We start from the raw sequence: 16,317 nt of genomic DNA on the forward strand, positions 1-16,317 counted from the left end.
CCCGCCCCGGATCGGGCCGAGGCTCAGCCGAGGTCCGGGACGCGCCAGTCGATCGGCGCGTGTCCCTGGGCCGCGACGGCCGCGTCGATCTGGGTGAAGGGCCGCGAACCGAAGAACTTCTTCGCCGACAGCGGCGAGGGGTGGGCGCCCTTCACCACCACGTGCCGCTCCTCGTCGATGAGCGGCAGCTTCTTCTGCGCGTAGTTGCCCCAGAGGACGAAGACGGCCGGGTCGGGCCGCGAGGCGACGGCGGTGATGACGGCGTCGGTGAACTTCTCCCAGCCCTTGCCCTTGTGCGAGTTCGCCTCGCCGGAACGGACCGTCAGGACCGCGTTGAGCAGGAGGACGCCCTGCTCGGCCCACGGCATCAGATAGCCGTTGTCGGGGACGGGGTGGCCGAGCTCGGCCTGCATCTCCTTGTAGATGTTCCGCAGGGAGGGCGGGGTCTTCACTCCGGGCCGCACGGAGAAGCAGAGCCCGTGGCCCTGCCCCTCGCCGTGGTAGGGGTCCTGACCGAGGACCAGGACCTTGACCTTGTCGTACGGGGTGGCGTCGAGGGCGGCGAAGACCTCGTCCTTCGGCGGGAAGACCGGTCCCCTGGCGCGCTCCTCCTCGACGAACTCGGTGAGCTGGGCGAAGTAGGGCTTCTGCAGTTCCTCGCCGAGGACACCCCGCCAGGACTCGGGCAGCATGTTGGTATCGGTCACGGTCGACAACCTCCGGTGGACGTTCCTGTCTACGCCGCAGAACCTACCGGGGGCCACTGACAACGGCCCCCGGCGGTCCGTTCTCCTACCAGCTGGCCCGGCGGTTCAGCTCCCAGAGCTGCATGACCGTCTGCGGGTCGAGGGCGCGCTCGCCGCCGCCGATGTCGTCACGTGCCGCGATGTAGAGCTTGCCCTGCCACAGCGGCAGCAGCCGGACGTCCTGGACCATGATCTCCTGGGCCTCCACGAACTCGTTCGTGACGGTCCCCCGGTCGCTCTCGCGGCGGGACTTGGGGATGAGGTGCTTGGTGATCCGGTCGCTGATGTACGGGGTGCCGAGGACGTTCTCCTTGCCGAGGAACGGCGCGACGAAGTTGTCCGGGTCCGGGAAGTCGGGGAACCAGCCGCGGCCGAAGACCGGGTACTCGCCCTTCTGGTATCCGGCCTGGAACGCCGTCCAGGGCTTGCCGCGCAGGGTGATCCTGAAGAGGCCGGACTCCTCCAGCTGGCGCTTCAGTTCGGCGAACTCGGCGGCGGTCGAGGAACCGTACCGGTCCGTCGTGTACCAGAAGGTCAGCTCCACGGGATCGGTGATGCCCGCGTCCCGCAGGATCTTCTTGGCCTTCTTGGCGTTCGGCGCGCCGTAGCGGTCGAAGAACTTGGTGGTGTGAGCGGCGATGCCCTTGGGCACCATGGAGTACAGGGGTTCGGCGGTGCCCTGGTAGACCTTGTTCACCAGTTCGTCGCGGTCGACGAGCTGGGCGATGGCCTGGCGGACGGGCAGTTTCGCGGCCGTGGGGTCCTCGGTGTTGAAGACGAGGTAGCGGATGTCCGCGCCCGTCGACTCCACGATCTGGAGACCCTTGTTCTCCGGCTTGTCGTCCTGGAGGGAGACGACCTCCTCGGCGGTGAGACCGCGGTAGGTGGCGTCGATCTCCTTCTTGCGGAGAGCCGCGACCATCGCTTCGGACTGGTCGAAGTACCGGATGGTCACGCCGCCGTTCTTGCGGTCGGCGAAACCCTTGTAGGTGGGGTTCTTCGTCAGCTGCGCCGTCTTGCGCTCGGCGTACGAGTCGAGGACGTACGGTCCCGAGCCCACGACCTTGCCGTCCTTGCGGAGCCGGTCGGCCGGGTACTCGGCCGGGTCGACCAGGGACATCGCCGGGGTGGCGAGGATGAACGGGAAGGTCGCGTCCGGCTTGTTGAGCCGGAAGACGACGGTCCGGTCGCCGACCGTCTCGATCTTGCCGAGCGAGCCGAGCATCCCGTTGGGGCCGCCCTTGGCGTCGATCGTGCGGATGCGCTCGATCGAGTACTGCACGGCCTTGGCGTCCAGCTTGTGCCCGTTCGAGAACGTGAGGCCCTCGATGAGCTTGCATTCGAAGACCCGGCTGGAGGTGTCGGTGAACTTGCAGTCGGCGGCGTCCGACTGTGGAGTCGTACTGCCCGTCGGGAAACTCACCAGGGTCTGGAAGACATTCCTGAAGAGCTCCCAGGAATTGTCCCAGGCGGCGGCTGGGTCAAGCGTGGAGGGAGAACTCGTCGTACCGATGACGATTCTCTGATCCCCGGGGGATTCACTGTCCGAGAAGACACCGCATCCGGTCACCAGGGATATGGACACAAGGGCTGCAGCGGCCTGCAGACTGGTCCGGTTGAACACGTGCACGCTCCTCGTTCAGCCAGGGGTCGGCCGACGATACCGCAGCACCCCGCCAGGTCAATCGTCCGGTCTGACGGGGCACTTGAGGCATTCGACCCTCAACCGGGCCCAATCCGGACACTCATTCCAGAAAGTGTCCGGATATCGGTCACCCGACTCCGGCGTTCAGGAAAATCCCGCCGTCGACGACGAGCGTCTGCCCGGTGATCCACTCCGACTGCGCCGAAGTGAGGAAGGCCGCCGCGCCGCCGATGTCCTCGGGCTCGCCGAGGCGGCCGAGCGGATAGGCGGCCGCCGCCTCGGCCTCCCGGCCCTCGTAGAGCGCCTGCGCGAATTTCGTCTTGACCACGGCCGGAGCAATGGCATTGACGCGCACGAGCGGCGCGAATTCATGCGCCAGCTGAAGGGTCAGATTCACCATCGCGGCCTTGCTCATTCCGTACGCGCCGATGAAGGGCGAGGCGGAGACACCGGCGATCGACGCGATGTTCACGATCGCGCCGCCGTGCTCCTTCTGCCAGGCGTGCCAGCTCCGCTGGGCGAAACCGAGCGCGGAGACCACGTTCGTCTCGAAGACCTTGCGGGCCACGCCGAGGTCGAGATCGGCGAGGGGCCCGAAGACCGGGTTCGTACCGGCGTTGTTGACGAGGAAGTCGAGGCGGCCGAAGCCGTCCATCGCCGCCTCGACGGCGACGGCCTGATGGGCCTCGTCGTGGGCCTTGCCGGGGACGCCGATCGCCCGGTCGGCGCCGAGGCGCTCCACGGCCGCCTTGAGGGCCTCCTCGCCGCGTCCGGTGATGACGACCCGGTCGCCCCGGGCGACGAGCGCCTCGGCGACGCCGTATCCGATGCCCCGGCTCGCGCCGGTGACGAGGGCGACCCTGCCGGACAGCTCCGGGCGTTCCTGTGCGGTCATGACCTGCTCCTCTCGCTTCCGGACGTCAGTTGAGCGGGCCGCCGGCCACGTACATGACCTGACCGGAGACGAAGCCCGCGTCGTCGCCGGCGAAGAAGGCGATGGCGTTCGCCACGTCCTCGGGGCGGCCGACGCGCTGCACCGGGATCATGGACGCGGCGGCGGCCTGGAAGTCCTCGAAGCCCATGCCCACGCGCTCGGCGGTCTGGGCGGTCATCTCGGTGACGATGAAGCCGGGCGCGACGGCGTTGGCGGTGACGCCGAACTTGCCGAGCTCCTTGGCGAGCGTCTTGGTGAGGCCCTGCAGACCCGCCTTCACGGCCGAGTAGTTGGCCTGGCCCCGGTTGCCGAGGGCGGACGAGGAGGAGAGCGACACGATCCGGCCGAAGCCCGCGTCCACCATGTGCTTCTGACAGGCCTTCGCCATCAGGAAGGCACCCTTGAGGTGCACGTTCATGACGAGGTCCCAGTCCGACTCGGACATCTTGAAGAGCAGGTTGTCGCGGAGCACGCCCGCGTTGTTGACGAGGATCGTCGGCGCGCCGAGCTCCTCGGCGACCCGTGCGACGGCGGCCTCGACCTGGGCCGCGTCGGACACGTCGCAGCCGACCGCGAGGGCGGTCCCACCGGCCGCGGTGATCTTCTCGACGGTGTCTCCGCAGGCCGCCTCGTCGAGGTCGAGCACGGCGACGGCACGGCCCTCGGCCGCCAGACGGATCGCGGTGGCGGCGCCGATGCCCCGGGCGGCACCCGTGACGACGGCTACGCGCTGCTCGGTGGTGGACATGCTTGGTTCTCCTCGCCCTTGGAACGTCCCTGGTCGCGGCCGAACCGGTCGCCGCTCCTGCGTCCCGCACATGAGCGACCGCTTAGTATCGTCCGCAGGACGAGACGCTAGAAGCCACGGCACCCGGTGTCAACGGCCCACCGGGTGCACCTGGTCACTCCCCGTCCCCGGGCGGACGCGGTCAGCGCACCAGGATGTCCAGGAGCCGCTCCACCTCGGCTTCGGGGTCGGCCGTCAGACCGGTGTGCACCGGTCCCGGCTGGACGACCGTGGAACGCGGCGCGATCAGCCAGCGGAAGCGCCGTCCGGCGTCGTCTCCGGCCGCCTGGCCCGCGTCATCGCCGCCCAGACAGACCTCCTCGACGGCCCTCAGCGCGGCCAGGACGCCGGTGACGTCGGCCGTCGGGTCCAGGACCGAGAGCTTCGCCTCGTCCAGGTGCGTACGGGCGGCCACGAAGGACCGGGCACGGCAGTAGACGACCACTCCCGCGTTGAAGCACTCGCCGCGCTCGACCCGCGGCACCACGCGCAGCAGCGCGTACTCGAAGACATCGCGGTCGGTCACGGGGTGCTGTCCTTCTCGGTGGGGTGCGGCCGGGGCGCGAGACGCTCGGCGAGCCAGCCGGGCGGCCGCTGCGGCCGGTCCTCCCTGCGCGGGCCCAGGGTGATCCGCTCGTGGATGCTCGCGGCGCGCGGCAGGAGCGCGTCCACGTACGCGGCGCGCAGTTCGTCGGTGCTCGTGAAGCCGGGCTCGTCGACGAGCCACTCGTCGGGCACGTCGGCGGCGACCTCGTCCAGGAGCGCGCGCGTGACCAGCGGCGCCAGCTCGGCGGCGGCGGTGGCGACGTCCGGCGCGAACGGGGCGAGCACATGGTCGGAGGCGTCGTACGGCTTGGCGGCGGACACCCGGGCGCCGGGCCAGTTGTGGTGCCAGATCATGGTGGCGCCGTGGTCGATCAGCCACGGGTCGCCGTGCCAGACGAGCATGTTCGGGTTGCGCCAGGACCGGTCGACGTTGTTGACGACCGCGTCGAACCAGACGACCCTGCCCGCCTCCGCCGGGTCCACCTCGTACGCCAGCGGGTCGAAGCCCAGCGAGCCGGGCAGGAAGTCCATCCCCAGGTTGAGCCCGCCGCTCGCCTTGAGCAGCTCCTGCACCTCCTGGTCGGGCTCGGAGAGCCCGATGACCGGGTCGAGCTGGAGGGTGACCAGCCGGGGCACCCGCAGCCCGAGCTTCCGGGCGAGCTGCCCGCAGATCACCTCGGCGACGAGGGTCTTGCGGCCCTGCCCGGCGCCGGTGAACTTCATGACGTACGTACCGAGGTCGTCGGCCTCGACGATCCCGGGGAGCGAGCCGCCCTCACGCAGGGGCGTGATGTAACGGGTCGCCACGACCTCTTCCAACACTGTCCCAGGCCACCAATCTCTTCAGCCAGTCGATCCACGGACGACCTCTCCGGGGCCCGCAGGCAGGAATCACCGGTCAACGGCGCCGGGGAGAATCCGGGGAGTTTCGGCCGAGGAGCCGGTGCCCCCGCACCCCGAGCAGACCGTCGATGGCGCCGCGCCCCTTGCCGCCGGCCTCCGGCCTCCGGCGTGAAGTGAGCATAGTAACCGAGGGTGATCGTCGGCGAGGAGTGTCCGAGCCACTGAGCCAGGGTCACGACGGACTCTCCGGCTCCCACATGATCGAGGCGTAGGTGTGCCGAGGCACGTGGAAGCCGTCCTTCGGGCCCGCCGCCAGGGCACCGGGGCCGGATGGGGACGGCTCCGGGAGCGGACCCTGCGAAGGGCGGACGGCCAGTGTGGTGGACTACGGCGGCCAGGCGCCCACGACCAGGGTGCCGAGGGCCGTGCGCTGGTGGGTGACCGAGCGGCCTGTGCGGGTCGTCGTCGCCATCCCCGCCGATCTCAGCGCGGCCGCGTGGGACGAGGCCGTCGCGTTGCTGACGTGGAGGGCGCGGGCCAGGGACGTCGTGGTGTGAGGTTCGGCGAGGAGGCGCAGGGCATCCAGCCGGGTGCGTCCCAGGACGGCAGAAAGGGCCTCGGCTGAGACGCCCGGGCCCTCCGCGGTGGGCGGGAGCCCGGGACCGGCCGGGTACGTCAAGACCGCGGGGTGGCCCGGGGTGTCGTGGAGAAGCGGGCCCGCCGGGTGGTGGAAGGTGGGCAGCAGAACCAGGCCGCGCCCGTCGAGGCGGATGTCGCGGTCCGGTGCCGCGCCGGGCCATTCCCACACGCCCTCGTGGAGCCGGCTGCCCGGGGCCAGGCCGGTCAGGGTGGCGGCCACGCCGTGCTCGGCGACCGTCAGGGCGTAGCCGGTGAACTCCTCACGGTGCAGATCCTGTACGACGGACCAGACCGGGGCGAGTACCGATTCGTACGCGGCCTGCTGGGCGCGGCGCAGGGTGCGCCAGGCCGTCTCGTCGCCCGCGTGCAGGTCACGGATCCAGCGGGGCGCGGGCGTCGTTCCGTAGACCCGCCGAAGCTCGGAGCGGATGAGACAGGGACTGCCGGCGCGGACCTGTTCGAAGGCGTCGGCCATGGTGTCGCCGAGGACATCGAGGAAGGAAGGCGGGCGGCCCCCTGGAATCAGTTCGGCGAGCGGGTCGGTCGCGGCCGGGAGTGTGCGCAGGACGCGTCCGCGCCATGGGGTGAACAGCGGCCCGCCCAGCTGGGCCACGGCTGTCGTCAGGGCTGCGTGCAGTTCCTGGAGCGGCGCCGGGCGGGGTGCGAAGCGGGTCAGGGCGAAGTCCTTGGCGGTGAAGTGGATGCGCAGCACCTTCACAACTCCTCGTCCTGGGCAAGGATTTCGGCCAGGGCCTGAACCTTCGCACCGTGCGGGCCCCGCCCCAAGGATGCCCGTATGACTTCTCGACGCACTCTTCTGAAGGGCACCCTGTTCGGGAGTGCCGCCGCCCTGCTGCCCACGGCCGCGTCCGCCTCCGGTGGCCGCTCGGTCCTCCGGCTGCCCGCGCCCGTCGGCCCGTACCCCGTGGGCATGCGGAGGGTCCATCTGGTGGACCCGTCCCGGACCGACCCATGGGTGGGCGGCCCCCGGGAGTTGATGCTGACCGTCCTGTACCCGGCCCGATCGGTACGCGGCTTTCCCCGGGCCCCGCAGCTCACCCCGGCCGAGGCCGGGGAGTTCGCCGAGTACGCGCCACGCGTTCATCCGGGGCTGCCGGAGCCGGGAGCGGTGGACTGGGGCGCGGTCCTCACCCACGGGTACGTGGGCGCGCCGCCGCTGCCCGGGCGGCGGCCGGTGCTGGTGTACTCACCCGGCGGTGGTGACTCCCGCACACTCGGTACAAGCCTCGCCGAGGACCTGGCGAGCCACGGCCGGGTGGTCGTCCTCGTCGACCACCCCGGTGACGCTTCCCAGGTGGAACTGCCCACCGGGATGCGGACGACCGTCCTGATCGGACCGCCGGACCCTGCGACGTTCCGCACGATGGTGGACACCCGGATCGAGGACCTCCGCCTGGTTCTGGACCGGCTCGGCGACCTGCCGCTCGCACCGGTCATGGACTCCAGCCGGATCGGGATGTACGGGCACTCCGCGGGCGGCACGGCGGCGGTGTACGCGGCCCGTGGCGACCGCCGGGTCGGCGCAGTGGTGAACCTTGAGGGCTATCTCGACCTGTACCCGACGCCGGTCGTCCTCGACCGGCCGCTGCTGCTGTTCCGCACCGACGGATTCGACGGCGCCGCCCGTGTCGATTCGTCCTGGGCCGGCGTTCCCGGCCACCGCAGGCTGCTCCCCCACGCGAACCACTGGGCGTTCACCGACTACGGCTCGCTCGTCCCTCGGCTCCGGACTTCCGGTCTCGTGACAGCGGCGGCGCGGACCGCGCTCGTCGGCACCGGTGACCCTGTGGCGACACTCGCTGAGGTACGGCGCCGGGTGGGGACGTTCTTCGCCCGCCGTCTCTCGTAAGAGGGACTGCGACGCGGCGGGCGGACAGCGGCGGACGCGCCTTCGCCCACCGCCCGATCGACCGTGGAGCACGACACCCCGGACAGCACTGCCGGCAACCGATGCGACGGTCTCCAGCGCGGTGTCACCAGGGTGACCAGGACCCGGTCGGTGAGCACCAACCGGTGGTCCGGCCCCGTCCCGGCCGTCCGCGACCGACTGTGCCCGCGCCGCTCAAGCCGGTCACAGTCCCGGGCCACCGGTCACAGTCCCGGGCCTGCGACCACGGCCTGGCCGACTCGGCGATCAGGCCACCCAGGAGTTCCTTCGAGATCCCGCACAGGGCAGGATCGGATCAGGTCGCGCGGACCCCGTCAGACGTCACATTCCGGATGTCCCTGCGCGGCTCTTCCCGTTCCGGTACCGGGGCGGCTGCCAGAGGCCCGATCACGGATCTCCCGATCACCGGACGCGGGTCCGGACGCCCACTCCTCGTCGAGGATGCTGAAGACCTCGGAGTCCCGCCAGCCGTCCCGGATCAGCGCGGTGTGCCGGTGGCGGCCTTCATGGGTCATGCCGAGCTTGCCGAGCACCCGGGACGACCCGAGGTTGCGCGGATCGCAGGTCGCGTAGATCCGGTGCAGCCCCAACTGACCGAACCCCCTGCTGAGCAGTTCCCCGCCGATGGCCGTGCCCACGCCTCGCCCCCACACACGGGGATGCACCAGGTAGGAGATCTCGCCTTGGCGGTGGACCCGGCTGCGGACCTTCAGCTCGCCGATACCGATGAGGTCGTCGTCGAGGCAGACCGCGTACGCGAACCTCGTCCGAGGAGACCGCAGCCGGTCATCCGACGCGGACCGGACGAAAGCACGCGTCTGTTCCTCGGTGTTCGGCCCCCATGCCTGGTAACGGCAAGCCTCCGGACGGCCGGCGAAGGCATGCACGGCCTGGCAGTCGCGGACAACGAGCTCGCGCAGGGTCACCGAGGCTTTGATCACAAGCCGATTCTGCCGTGAGAACACCATCGGCTCCAGCGCCGAACTCACGGAAATCGATCCCAGGCTCAAGAGCCCGCCGGGAGGACTTCTCTGCCGTATCCGGACATTCGACTATCAGGCGGACGGGGTTGCCGCTCGCGCCTGGGGGATACACGGCACCATCCTCGATGGTCCGCTCGCTACGGACAGCACGTCCACCCCTGGTGGAACGTCAATGGACTGGTGGGATCACACCGCGCTTGCCAACTCCTCACGCCTGTACGTGTGCCTCGGCATGAAGAATCCGGAAGAAGCGGGAGCACGGTGCGGGTCTGCCGGGATGACTGGATGACCTGGATCGCCGCGTGACTTGAGGGGCCCGGTCTTTCCGTTGCACGAGACGGAGAGACCGGGCCCCGTTGACTGCTCACCGGTCCGGGTCACCAGTCGGACGCCGACCCGAGGCGGCGGCGAGACCCTGGCGGCCACCGGGCCCGGCGACCCGAGGGGAGCACATGCGGTCCAGATCGATGACGAGGTCCCTCGTCGGCTTCACCATCGCCGTTGGCATCGCCGTCGGTGGGTCGCCGGGCGCGGCCTTCGCGACGCCCTCGCCTGCCGCCCGGCAGGCGCCGACGCCGACGCCGACATCTTCGAAGCCATCGGAAAGACGTGATCGAGCGGGTGGGTTCGGCCGTCCCGGCCAGGCCGGGAACAGGACCGACGGGTGACCGGCAGCATCCCGGCGGCCCGGGGCCACCGTCGGCCCGGGGCCTGCCCGGTCAGGACAGCGGCAGGGCTCGTCCGTCCAGTCCGTCCGCCGGTGACGGGACGATGCCCAGCTTCCGCAGGACCGTCGGGAGGATGTCCACCGCCCGCCCCGGGGTGTCCGGGGTGGCGCCGCGCCCACCGGGGGTGCGGAAGATCAGGGGAATCCGCTGGGCCTGCCGCTGGGCACCGCCGTGGTCCCCCGCCACCCCGTAGCTGACGTCGTCCTTGAGCAGCCCGATCACATCGGGCCCGTAGGGCGCCGCCATGGTGTTCACCAGCTCCTGGCCGTGCCGCTGCCACCAGTCGCGCTCACCAGGGGTCATCCGTCGGGGCGCCGCGTGCGCCAGCCGGTAGCGGTCTCCCTCACGGGTGTACGAGGCGATCACATCGGGCAGTTCCGCCATCGCGGACGCCGCCCTCCGCTTCGCCGCGGGTGAGGTGTCGGTGAGCCAGGTGCGCACGGCGCTGTCCTGGTACGAGCCGGCCACGTTCCCGGTGCGCACCAGCGGGTCCAGGGCCGGGGCCGGGTCCAGGAAGTCCCCCTGGGCGGAACGGCCGTAGAACCAGTTGTAGTCGCCGCGACCCGCCGCGTTCACCCCGTGGAAGCGGGTGGCGGGCATTCCGCCGTGGTCCGTGGTGAGGACCACCAGGGTCTCGTCGTCCTGTCCGAGCGCCTTCAGCCGGTCCAGTACCCGGCCGATCTGGGTGTCCACGTTCCGGGCGAGATACCGCAGATGCGCCATCTCCTCGTCGGAGCCCGGCGGGTACACGGCGTCGTCGGTGATGCCACCCCACATGTGACCGGCCTTGTCCACGCCCGGGAAGGTGAGCAGCATCCCCGACCAGTCCTCCCGTTCCATCATCGCCATGCCGGCGTCGGCGACCCAGGTGTCGCCGCCCAGGTGGGCCGGGTCGCGGCCGGGGATGTAGTGGTTGCCGTCGAGCGGATACATCCAGGCCGGCGCGGTGTCCGAGGTGCCGTAGTCCAGCGCGGCCGCCGAGTCCACGTAGAACCGCCCGCAGGCGGGGGCGCTCAGATAGCTCGGCACGGCCTTCCCTGCGGGTCCGCGCCAGGTCTTCGCCCCGTCCGGGCCGCAGGCGAACTCCCGCCCGGAGAAGGTGACCTGGATGTCGGTGCCCGAGCCGCCGGAGACATGGGTGGCGTACGTCTTGCCGCCCACGGTGACGACCTTCCGGCCGGGGAAGGCGCGGTGCAGGTAGTCGCCGAGTTTGGGAGACCCCGTGCTGCCCATGAGGGTGTCCAGCTGGGTCCGTCCCAGCCCGCTGGTGATGTGGAGTCTGTCCTTCCCCTCGCCCAGCAGGTTGTCCGTGTCGCGGTAGACCTCGTCGGCCCAGCCCATGTCCCGGGGCAGCTGGCCCGAGGTGATGACCTGATGGCTGACCACGGTCTCGGAGGCCATGTGGCCGAGGTACGCGGAAGGGAACGAGGTGCTCTCCCGGAGCAGCGCCCGGGTGCGGCGCATGTCGAAGAGGTCGACGTACTCCGGGCGGAACTGGTCGACCACCAGCGTGAGAACTCGCTGGACCCGCGGGGAGCGCTCCGGGGGCCTGGTCGCCGGTTCGGCCGCGGCCGTACCGGTGAGCAGCAGTGCGGTGGCGAGGCCGAAGGCGGCCCAGCGGGCACGGAGCCCGGTGGGGCCGCGGCCGGTGCGCGATGTCATTGTCACAGCAGGTAACCATAGGAGGGCGCAAGGTGAGAACGAAGGGCGCACGCCGACCGGCACACGGGTCTCGGACACCCCCGGTACGCCCCCCCTCGGCGGTTTCGAGATGCCGCTCCCGGCCCGCCACCCGGTCCGGGAGGGCGCTGTCCGGCCCCTTTGGCGCGCCACCTGGTCAGCTGTTCGACACTGACGAGGCGGGCGGGGGCGCTGGGCGGGAGGGTTCGGGCCGTCCCGACAAGGCCGAAACCGTACCCCGGTCGGCCTGGGTCCCGACCTGACGGCTCCGCGCCCGGGCCGACCGGCATCCCCGAACCCCCCTCGCCACGCTCTGGAGCGACGGCCGAACACGTCCCGCGACGGGGGACTCGCCACAGTCCCCATGGGCCTGGGGGCCGCCGTCCACGGCAGCGAAGGTGAGGCCGCCGCCCCATGGGAGGCGTCCGGCCAGGGCTCGTACAGTCACGGGTGAGACGGAGAAGACCGCCCCGGCGGCCCCGGCGGCCGCTGGTGGGGACTCGCCTCGACCAGCCGAGCGTGCGGACGGTCTTGGCCGAGCAGGGCTTCGTCGGCCCGTTGGTCGACTGGACAGCCCAGGTCCTCGGGCGCGAGCACGAGAGAGTCCGCACAGAGCCTGGCGAGTACGGGTTCCAGGTCCAGCCGAAGGGGCAGACGGTCGGGCGCGTGCCGGCGTGGTTCACCGCCGGCCGACGCCTCGCCAGGGACTACGAGACCGGCCCCGCTCACCCGAAGGCGATGAACCGATGGGCGATGACCGGCACCATGGTCCGCGGACTCACCTCGGCCGGTCGCCGGGTCACTTCAGCCGGTCCGCCACTTCGGCCAGCCAGCTGCCCGGGCCGAGGGGCTCGGGCGGGTCGACCTCCGTCCCGAGCTCGACCAGGGCCAGGGCGAGGTCGGACTCGTCGAGGGGGAGGCTCAGCAGGTCGCGGAGTTCACCGACGAGCTGGGCGACCAGGCCCGTGTCCGTGGTCGCCAGGTAGTCGGCGAGGGCCGCGTCGTGGTCCCCGAACTCCTCCGGCATGTCCTGGCCGAACCAGCCGCCGAGGAACTGGCCCAGTTCCGGGAAGCGGGCGTGCCACTCCCAGTGGGTGCGCGGAGTGGCCGGCGGCGGCGCCTGGCCCGTCTCGACGCTGGCGCGGAGCCGGTCGGCGAGCCCCCGCAGCCAGTCCTGGACCTCGTCGTCGGGCAGACCCACGTCCGGCACCGGGTAGTACTCGCCGAGCCGCACGCGCAGCCGCCCCGGCGGGTTCTGGGCGTACTCGCGCAGCTGGTGCTCGGCGACGCCGATCACCCAGGGGCGGGTGCGCCAGCAGTGCCGGAGGTACGCCTCCAGAGCCTCGGGGTCGTCGGCGCGGCGGCCGAGGTGCGCGCGGACGACCTGGTCCAGCTCGCCGTACTTCCGGTCGTGGTCGAGGGGCTTGAGAGGCATCGGCGGCGGCTTCCCTACAGGTCGATCGGGACGGTGGAGTGCACGGTGAAGCCGAGGGGTCCGGTCTCGCTGCGCCGCAGCACCACCCGGGCGGCGCGCACCTCCACGGCGTCCCGGCCGGCGAGTGCCATCGGGTCGGTGAGCACCTTCCCGACCGGCTCGGGCCGCGAGGGCCAGGCAGCCTCGATGGTGAGCCGCCGCCGGGTGGACTGGGCGAGCCAGCGGTGGATCACCTGCTCGTTGCGGGTCACCACCTGCTGGGTGGCCCACTGGGCGGTCTCCCGGTCCGGGTAGGTCGCGGCACGGTTCCGGCGCGCGGTCATTCAGTGCTCCCGCCGCATGTGGTCGTCGACGGTGGCCGTGATCGAGAGGAGCGCGTCCCGCGTGGCCCAGGACAGCCGGGGGCGCAGCCCCTCGGCGCCGGGGAAGAGGACACGGGCCCGCTGCGCCTCCCCGGCGTACCCGGCGGCGAGCTCGGTGCAGAACGGGTGCTCGTTGCCGAGGAGGGTCCGCACCGTCTCGCCGACCGGTCCCGGCTCGTCCATGAGGATCGCGTCGAGGCCGAAGAGCAGGGGAAAGGTCCGAAGGAATTCCCAGCCGTCCATCGGGAGTTCCGAGAATTCCGCCGCACCGGCCCTGTCCCGTTCGCGGAGTGATTTCGCGAGCGTCCGGAGGAATTCCGCCGGATCCGCGTCGCCTGCGGCCCGCGCCGCCTTCTCGCGGAACGCGGCCGGGGCGTCGCCGAGCCCGTCGGCGGCCGCTTCCAGGGCGCCCGCCGCCGCGTACGCCGAGCAGTTCCAGTGCGCGACGGCGTCGCCGCGCACCAGCCGTACATACCGCCCGAGCTCGGCGTCGAGGGAGAGTCGGCCCGCCGAGTCCCGTACCGACAGGGCGAGGTCGAGGAGCCGGACCACCGGCCCGTCCGAGAACATGGCACACACCTCTCTCACGGTCCCTTGTGCGGCATGGCGGTGAGCACGATGAACGGCGGATCGAGATCGTGCTTGTAGATGAGCCGCACCTGGGCCCACTCCTTGTCGGTGGCCCGGGCGTTCATGCCGTCGTTAGTGTAATCGTCGCGCGAGACGCTGCCGCCGACCTTCTCCCCTGGGAATTGGAGATAGAGCGGGGGCTGAATCTCGGACTTGTTGGGGTCGTAGTTCGGATTGGTCTGCATCTTCCTGCGGGTGCTGTCGATCCAGTCCGCGATCCGGTTCTCGTTCGCGTTGTCGCTGATCACCGCCTGGGTGAACTTCTGCGCCGAGGCGAGGTCCGTGAACGACGACGCGGCGGGTGCGCCCGGCTGGTCGCGGAGCCGCATCCGCAGCTGGTCGTCGGTGAGCCCGACGTGCTTGTCGATCGGGTGGCTGTCGTAGAGCCCTTCCTGGCTCGCCAGGTCGATCGGGTAGTAGAAGTCGTCCTCGTTCTGCCCGGGCACCACGAACATGTGCTCGTGCTTGAAGTCGTTGAGCGAGCGCGCGCCGAAGGCCTGTGCCCTGGCCTGCTCGGACTGGTAGGTGGGGACGGCCCGGTGCGCCTCCTCCAGGGCGTCCGTCAGCTTGTCGAGCCGCGCCACGACCGCCCGGCACTCGTTCTCGTACGTCGTCACGGCCCGGTTCATCGCGGCCTGGTCGATCTCCAGCGTGATGTTGACGCCGAGGTCGCGGCCCATGGACAGGACGCTCCTGCCGATCTTCTTGAGGTCGCCCATGTCGAGGCCGTCTTTGATGTTCGGCAGGGCGTCCCAGACGGCCTTCTTCCAGATCCGCCACAGCTCCTGGCGCATCTTCGCCGCGGCCTCGACGAAGGCCCGCAGCGCCTGGCTGACCTCCTGGGTGGTGTCGAACAGGACGCTCATCACGGGGTGGCTGGCGCTGGTACCGGCCGAGGTCCCCGCACCGCCGGAGTCGTGCTTCCACTGGTACCCGGCGGTCGACGTGCCCCAGGCGGTGGTGCCCCACAACGAGCTGGTGAAGGTGCGCATGGCCGCCTGCCATTCGCCGTTGTTCGGGTCGGAGATCGAGCCGACGGCCTGGTTGAGCATCCCCTCGGCCTGCCCGAGGGCGAACCCGGGCCGGAGCCACGCCAGCGCCAGCTTGTCGATCTCCAGGTAGTCGGGCAGCGGCAGGATGTCCGCCGCCTTGCCCCAGCGGAAGACGTGGTGCAGCAGCTTGCGGACGATGTCCATCGCCCAGTCCGGGACGCCTTCGAGCAGCCAGGAGATGAGGCCGCTGGAGTAGTCGTCCATGTCGCCCCACTTCAGATCCGTGATCCGGGAGTAGCGGGGCGGCGAGTCGATGACGTGGGGGAGCGGGAACTGCTGGGGCTGGGCGGTGCCGGAGGGGTGGCTCGCGGCCTCGGCCCGCGCGTAGTTGTTGGCGGTGGTGACGAAGCCGGTGGCGACGCCTCCGATACCGGCGACGGCCTTGGCCCAGGTGTCGAGGAACGTGTTGCCGACCTTCACGTACGAGGCGGAGACGGCTTCGGCCGCCGGTCCGTAGCCACCGCAGTCCATGTACTGGCTGATGTCGGCCAGGAAGTCCCGGGCGGCCTTGTCCAGCTGGCTCTGCTGGACGGCGACGGTCCCCGCCACGCCGTTCAACCGGGTGGGCGTGACGTCGAATCCGGTGCCCGGGGCGGCGGGGGTCCCCATCAGGCAGCCCCCCAGCCGCGCAGCACGGCGCGGTGAGCGGCGCCGTAGTTGACCTGCCCGTTGGTCACGACCTCGTGCAGCCACTTCTGCGCGGCCTGGAGGTCCCGCATCTGACGGTCCCACTGGTCGAGCTCGTCGACGAACGCTTCGCGGGCCTCGCCGTCCCAGGCGAGCACGACCTTCTCCGCGCGCCGGTACAGCGTCTCCAGCTCGCTGTTGAGCCGGGTGAGGATGTCCTCGAGCTCGGTGGCGAGATCTCCCAGCGTGCCGAAGTCGACACCTATGTGGTCGTCGGACAAGAGAGCCCCCGTGGTCCTCGGGTGATGGGTTCGTACCGCGTGGTCAGACGTCCAGGATGCCGCTGCGCGGCCCGGCGGCCGAGGCCTGCGGAGCCTGGAGCTTCGCGGCCTCCGCGGCCACGTCCACGGCGCTCTCCGCCTGTCGCAGGCGCCGCAGGTTCTCCATCTCCCGCTCGGTGAAGCCGTCGCGGCTCAGCCGCACGGCCTGTTCGAGGACGACGAGGATCTCGCGTATCCGTACGGCGTCCTCGGACGCGGCCCGGTGCAGGGACCGGTACGCCCTCCCGGTCCCGCCCTTCCAGCCGGCCTCGATCCGGTCGACGACGCCGTCCATCCGCCGCACCTGGCCGTCGATATGACGCCGCATCGAGTCGATGTCGTCCGCCAGCCTCGTCAGACCGCGTTTGAGATCTGCCGTGTCCCGTTGCTGAAGGGCTCGTTGAACTCTCTGTGAGCGGCGTTGGGGGTGGGTACCCATCGGACCTGACGG

Annotated in this window: 16 protein-coding genes; 1 reads left to right on the forward strand and 15 read right to left on the reverse strand. The window is 70.9% G+C overall.

From position 1 onward, the window contains the following. Positions 1-23: 23 nt before the first annotated feature. The 7 genes from ung to ACIRQY_RS17695 form a co-directional block, all read right to left on the reverse strand. Positions 24-707 carry a uracil-DNA glycosylase gene (gene ung / locus ACIRQY_RS17665; protein WP_403926439.1) on the reverse strand — a complete coding sequence of 228 codons (684 nt, stop codon included), beginning with the start codon at positions 705-707 and terminating at the stop codon, positions 24-26. Between the two features lie 85 nt (positions 708-792). Beyond that, positions 793-2,370 (reverse strand): ABC transporter substrate-binding protein, encoded by a 1,578-nt coding sequence (locus ACIRQY_RS17670; RefSeq protein ID WP_403926442.1) that lies wholly within the window; start codon positions 2,368-2,370, stop codon positions 793-795. 148 nt (positions 2,371-2,518) lie between these two features. Then, positions 2,519-3,286 (reverse strand): SDR family oxidoreductase, encoded by a 768-nt coding sequence (locus ACIRQY_RS17675; protein ID WP_403926445.1) that lies wholly within the window; start codon positions 3,284-3,286, stop codon positions 2,519-2,521. A 25-nt stretch (positions 3,287-3,311) separates the two neighbouring features. Continuing rightward, positions 3,312-4,073, reverse strand: a complete 762-nt coding sequence (gene fabG, locus ACIRQY_RS17680) for a 3-oxoacyl-ACP reductase FabG (RefSeq protein WP_351796206.1) — start codon at positions 4,071-4,073, stop codon at positions 3,312-3,314. A 181-nt stretch (positions 4,074-4,254) separates the two neighbouring features. Then, positions 4,255-4,638 carry a DUF3037 domain-containing protein gene (locus ACIRQY_RS17685; RefSeq protein WP_403926448.1) on the reverse strand — a complete coding sequence of 128 codons (384 nt, stop codon included), beginning with the start codon at positions 4,636-4,638 and terminating at the stop codon, positions 4,255-4,257. After that, a complete protein-coding gene (locus ACIRQY_RS17690; RefSeq protein WP_403926451.1) occupies positions 4,635-5,480 on the reverse strand; it encodes a HipA family kinase in 846 nt (281 codons plus the stop codon). Before ACIRQY_RS17690 ends, ACIRQY_RS17685 begins: the two co-directional genes overlap by 4 nt. Before the next feature lie 406 nt (positions 5,481-5,886). Continuing rightward, positions 5,887-6,852, reverse strand: coding sequence for an ArsR/SmtB family transcription factor (locus ACIRQY_RS17695; RefSeq protein ID WP_403926454.1), 966 nt, complete (start codon positions 6,850-6,852; stop codon positions 5,887-5,889). Positions 6,853-6,936: 84 nt separating this feature from the next. Between ACIRQY_RS17695 and ACIRQY_RS17700 the strand changes: the two genes are divergently transcribed. Continuing rightward, a complete protein-coding gene (locus ACIRQY_RS17700; RefSeq protein ID WP_403926456.1) occupies positions 6,937-8,010 on the forward strand; it encodes an alpha/beta hydrolase family protein in 1,074 nt (357 codons plus the stop codon). Positions 8,011-8,363: 353 nt separating this feature from the next. Here ACIRQY_RS17700 and ACIRQY_RS17705 read toward each other — a convergent pair whose 3' ends face one another. The 8 genes from ACIRQY_RS17705 to ACIRQY_RS17740 all read right to left on the reverse strand — a co-directional run bounded on the left by ACIRQY_RS17705 (position 8,364) and on the right by ACIRQY_RS17740 (position 16,305). Then, positions 8,364-9,059 carry a GNAT family N-acetyltransferase gene (locus tag ACIRQY_RS17705; protein ID WP_403926459.1) on the reverse strand — a complete coding sequence of 232 codons (696 nt, stop codon included), beginning with the start codon at positions 9,057-9,059 and terminating at the stop codon, positions 8,364-8,366. A gap of 692 nt (positions 9,060-9,751) precedes the next feature. Then, entirely contained in the window at positions 9,752-11,422 is a 1,671-nt protein-coding gene (locus ACIRQY_RS17710) for an alkaline phosphatase family protein (protein ID WP_403926512.1), read from the reverse strand. Between the two features lie 817 nt (positions 11,423-12,239). Then, the gene (locus ACIRQY_RS17715) at positions 12,240-12,875 is read right to left on the reverse strand and encodes a contact-dependent growth inhibition system immunity protein (protein ID WP_403926462.1); all 636 of its coding nucleotides are present in this window, start codon (positions 12,873-12,875) and stop codon (positions 12,240-12,242) included. Between the two features lie 14 nt (positions 12,876-12,889). Further along, positions 12,890-13,198 carry an RNase A-like domain-containing protein gene (locus ACIRQY_RS17720; RefSeq protein ID WP_351795350.1) on the reverse strand — a complete coding sequence of 103 codons (309 nt, stop codon included), beginning with the start codon at positions 13,196-13,198 and terminating at the stop codon, positions 12,890-12,892. Continuing rightward, positions 13,199-13,807, reverse strand: a complete 609-nt coding sequence (locus ACIRQY_RS17725; RefSeq protein WP_403926465.1) for a hypothetical protein — start codon at positions 13,805-13,807, stop codon at positions 13,199-13,201. A 14-nt stretch (positions 13,808-13,821) separates the two neighbouring features. Next, positions 13,822-15,528 (reverse strand): RNase A-like domain-containing protein, encoded by a 1,707-nt coding sequence (locus tag ACIRQY_RS17730; RefSeq protein WP_403926468.1) that lies wholly within the window; start codon positions 15,526-15,528, stop codon positions 13,822-13,824. Further along, entirely contained in the window at positions 15,528-15,827 is a 300-nt protein-coding gene (locus ACIRQY_RS17735; protein WP_403926471.1) for a WXG100 family type VII secretion target, read from the reverse strand. The genes ACIRQY_RS17730 and ACIRQY_RS17735 overlap by 1 nt, the downstream gene beginning before the upstream one ends. A 43-nt stretch (positions 15,828-15,870) precedes the next feature. After that, the gene (locus ACIRQY_RS17740; RefSeq protein ID WP_403926515.1) at positions 15,871-16,305 is read right to left on the reverse strand and encodes a WXG100 family type VII secretion target; all 435 of its coding nucleotides are present in this window, start codon (positions 16,303-16,305) and stop codon (positions 15,871-15,873) included. Positions 16,306-16,317: the final 12 nt, after the last annotated feature.

Source organism: Streptomyces sp. NPDC101490 (genome assembly GCF_044767145.1).
Taxonomy (GTDB): domain Bacteria; phylum Actinomycetota; class Actinomycetes; order Streptomycetales; family Streptomycetaceae; genus Streptomyces.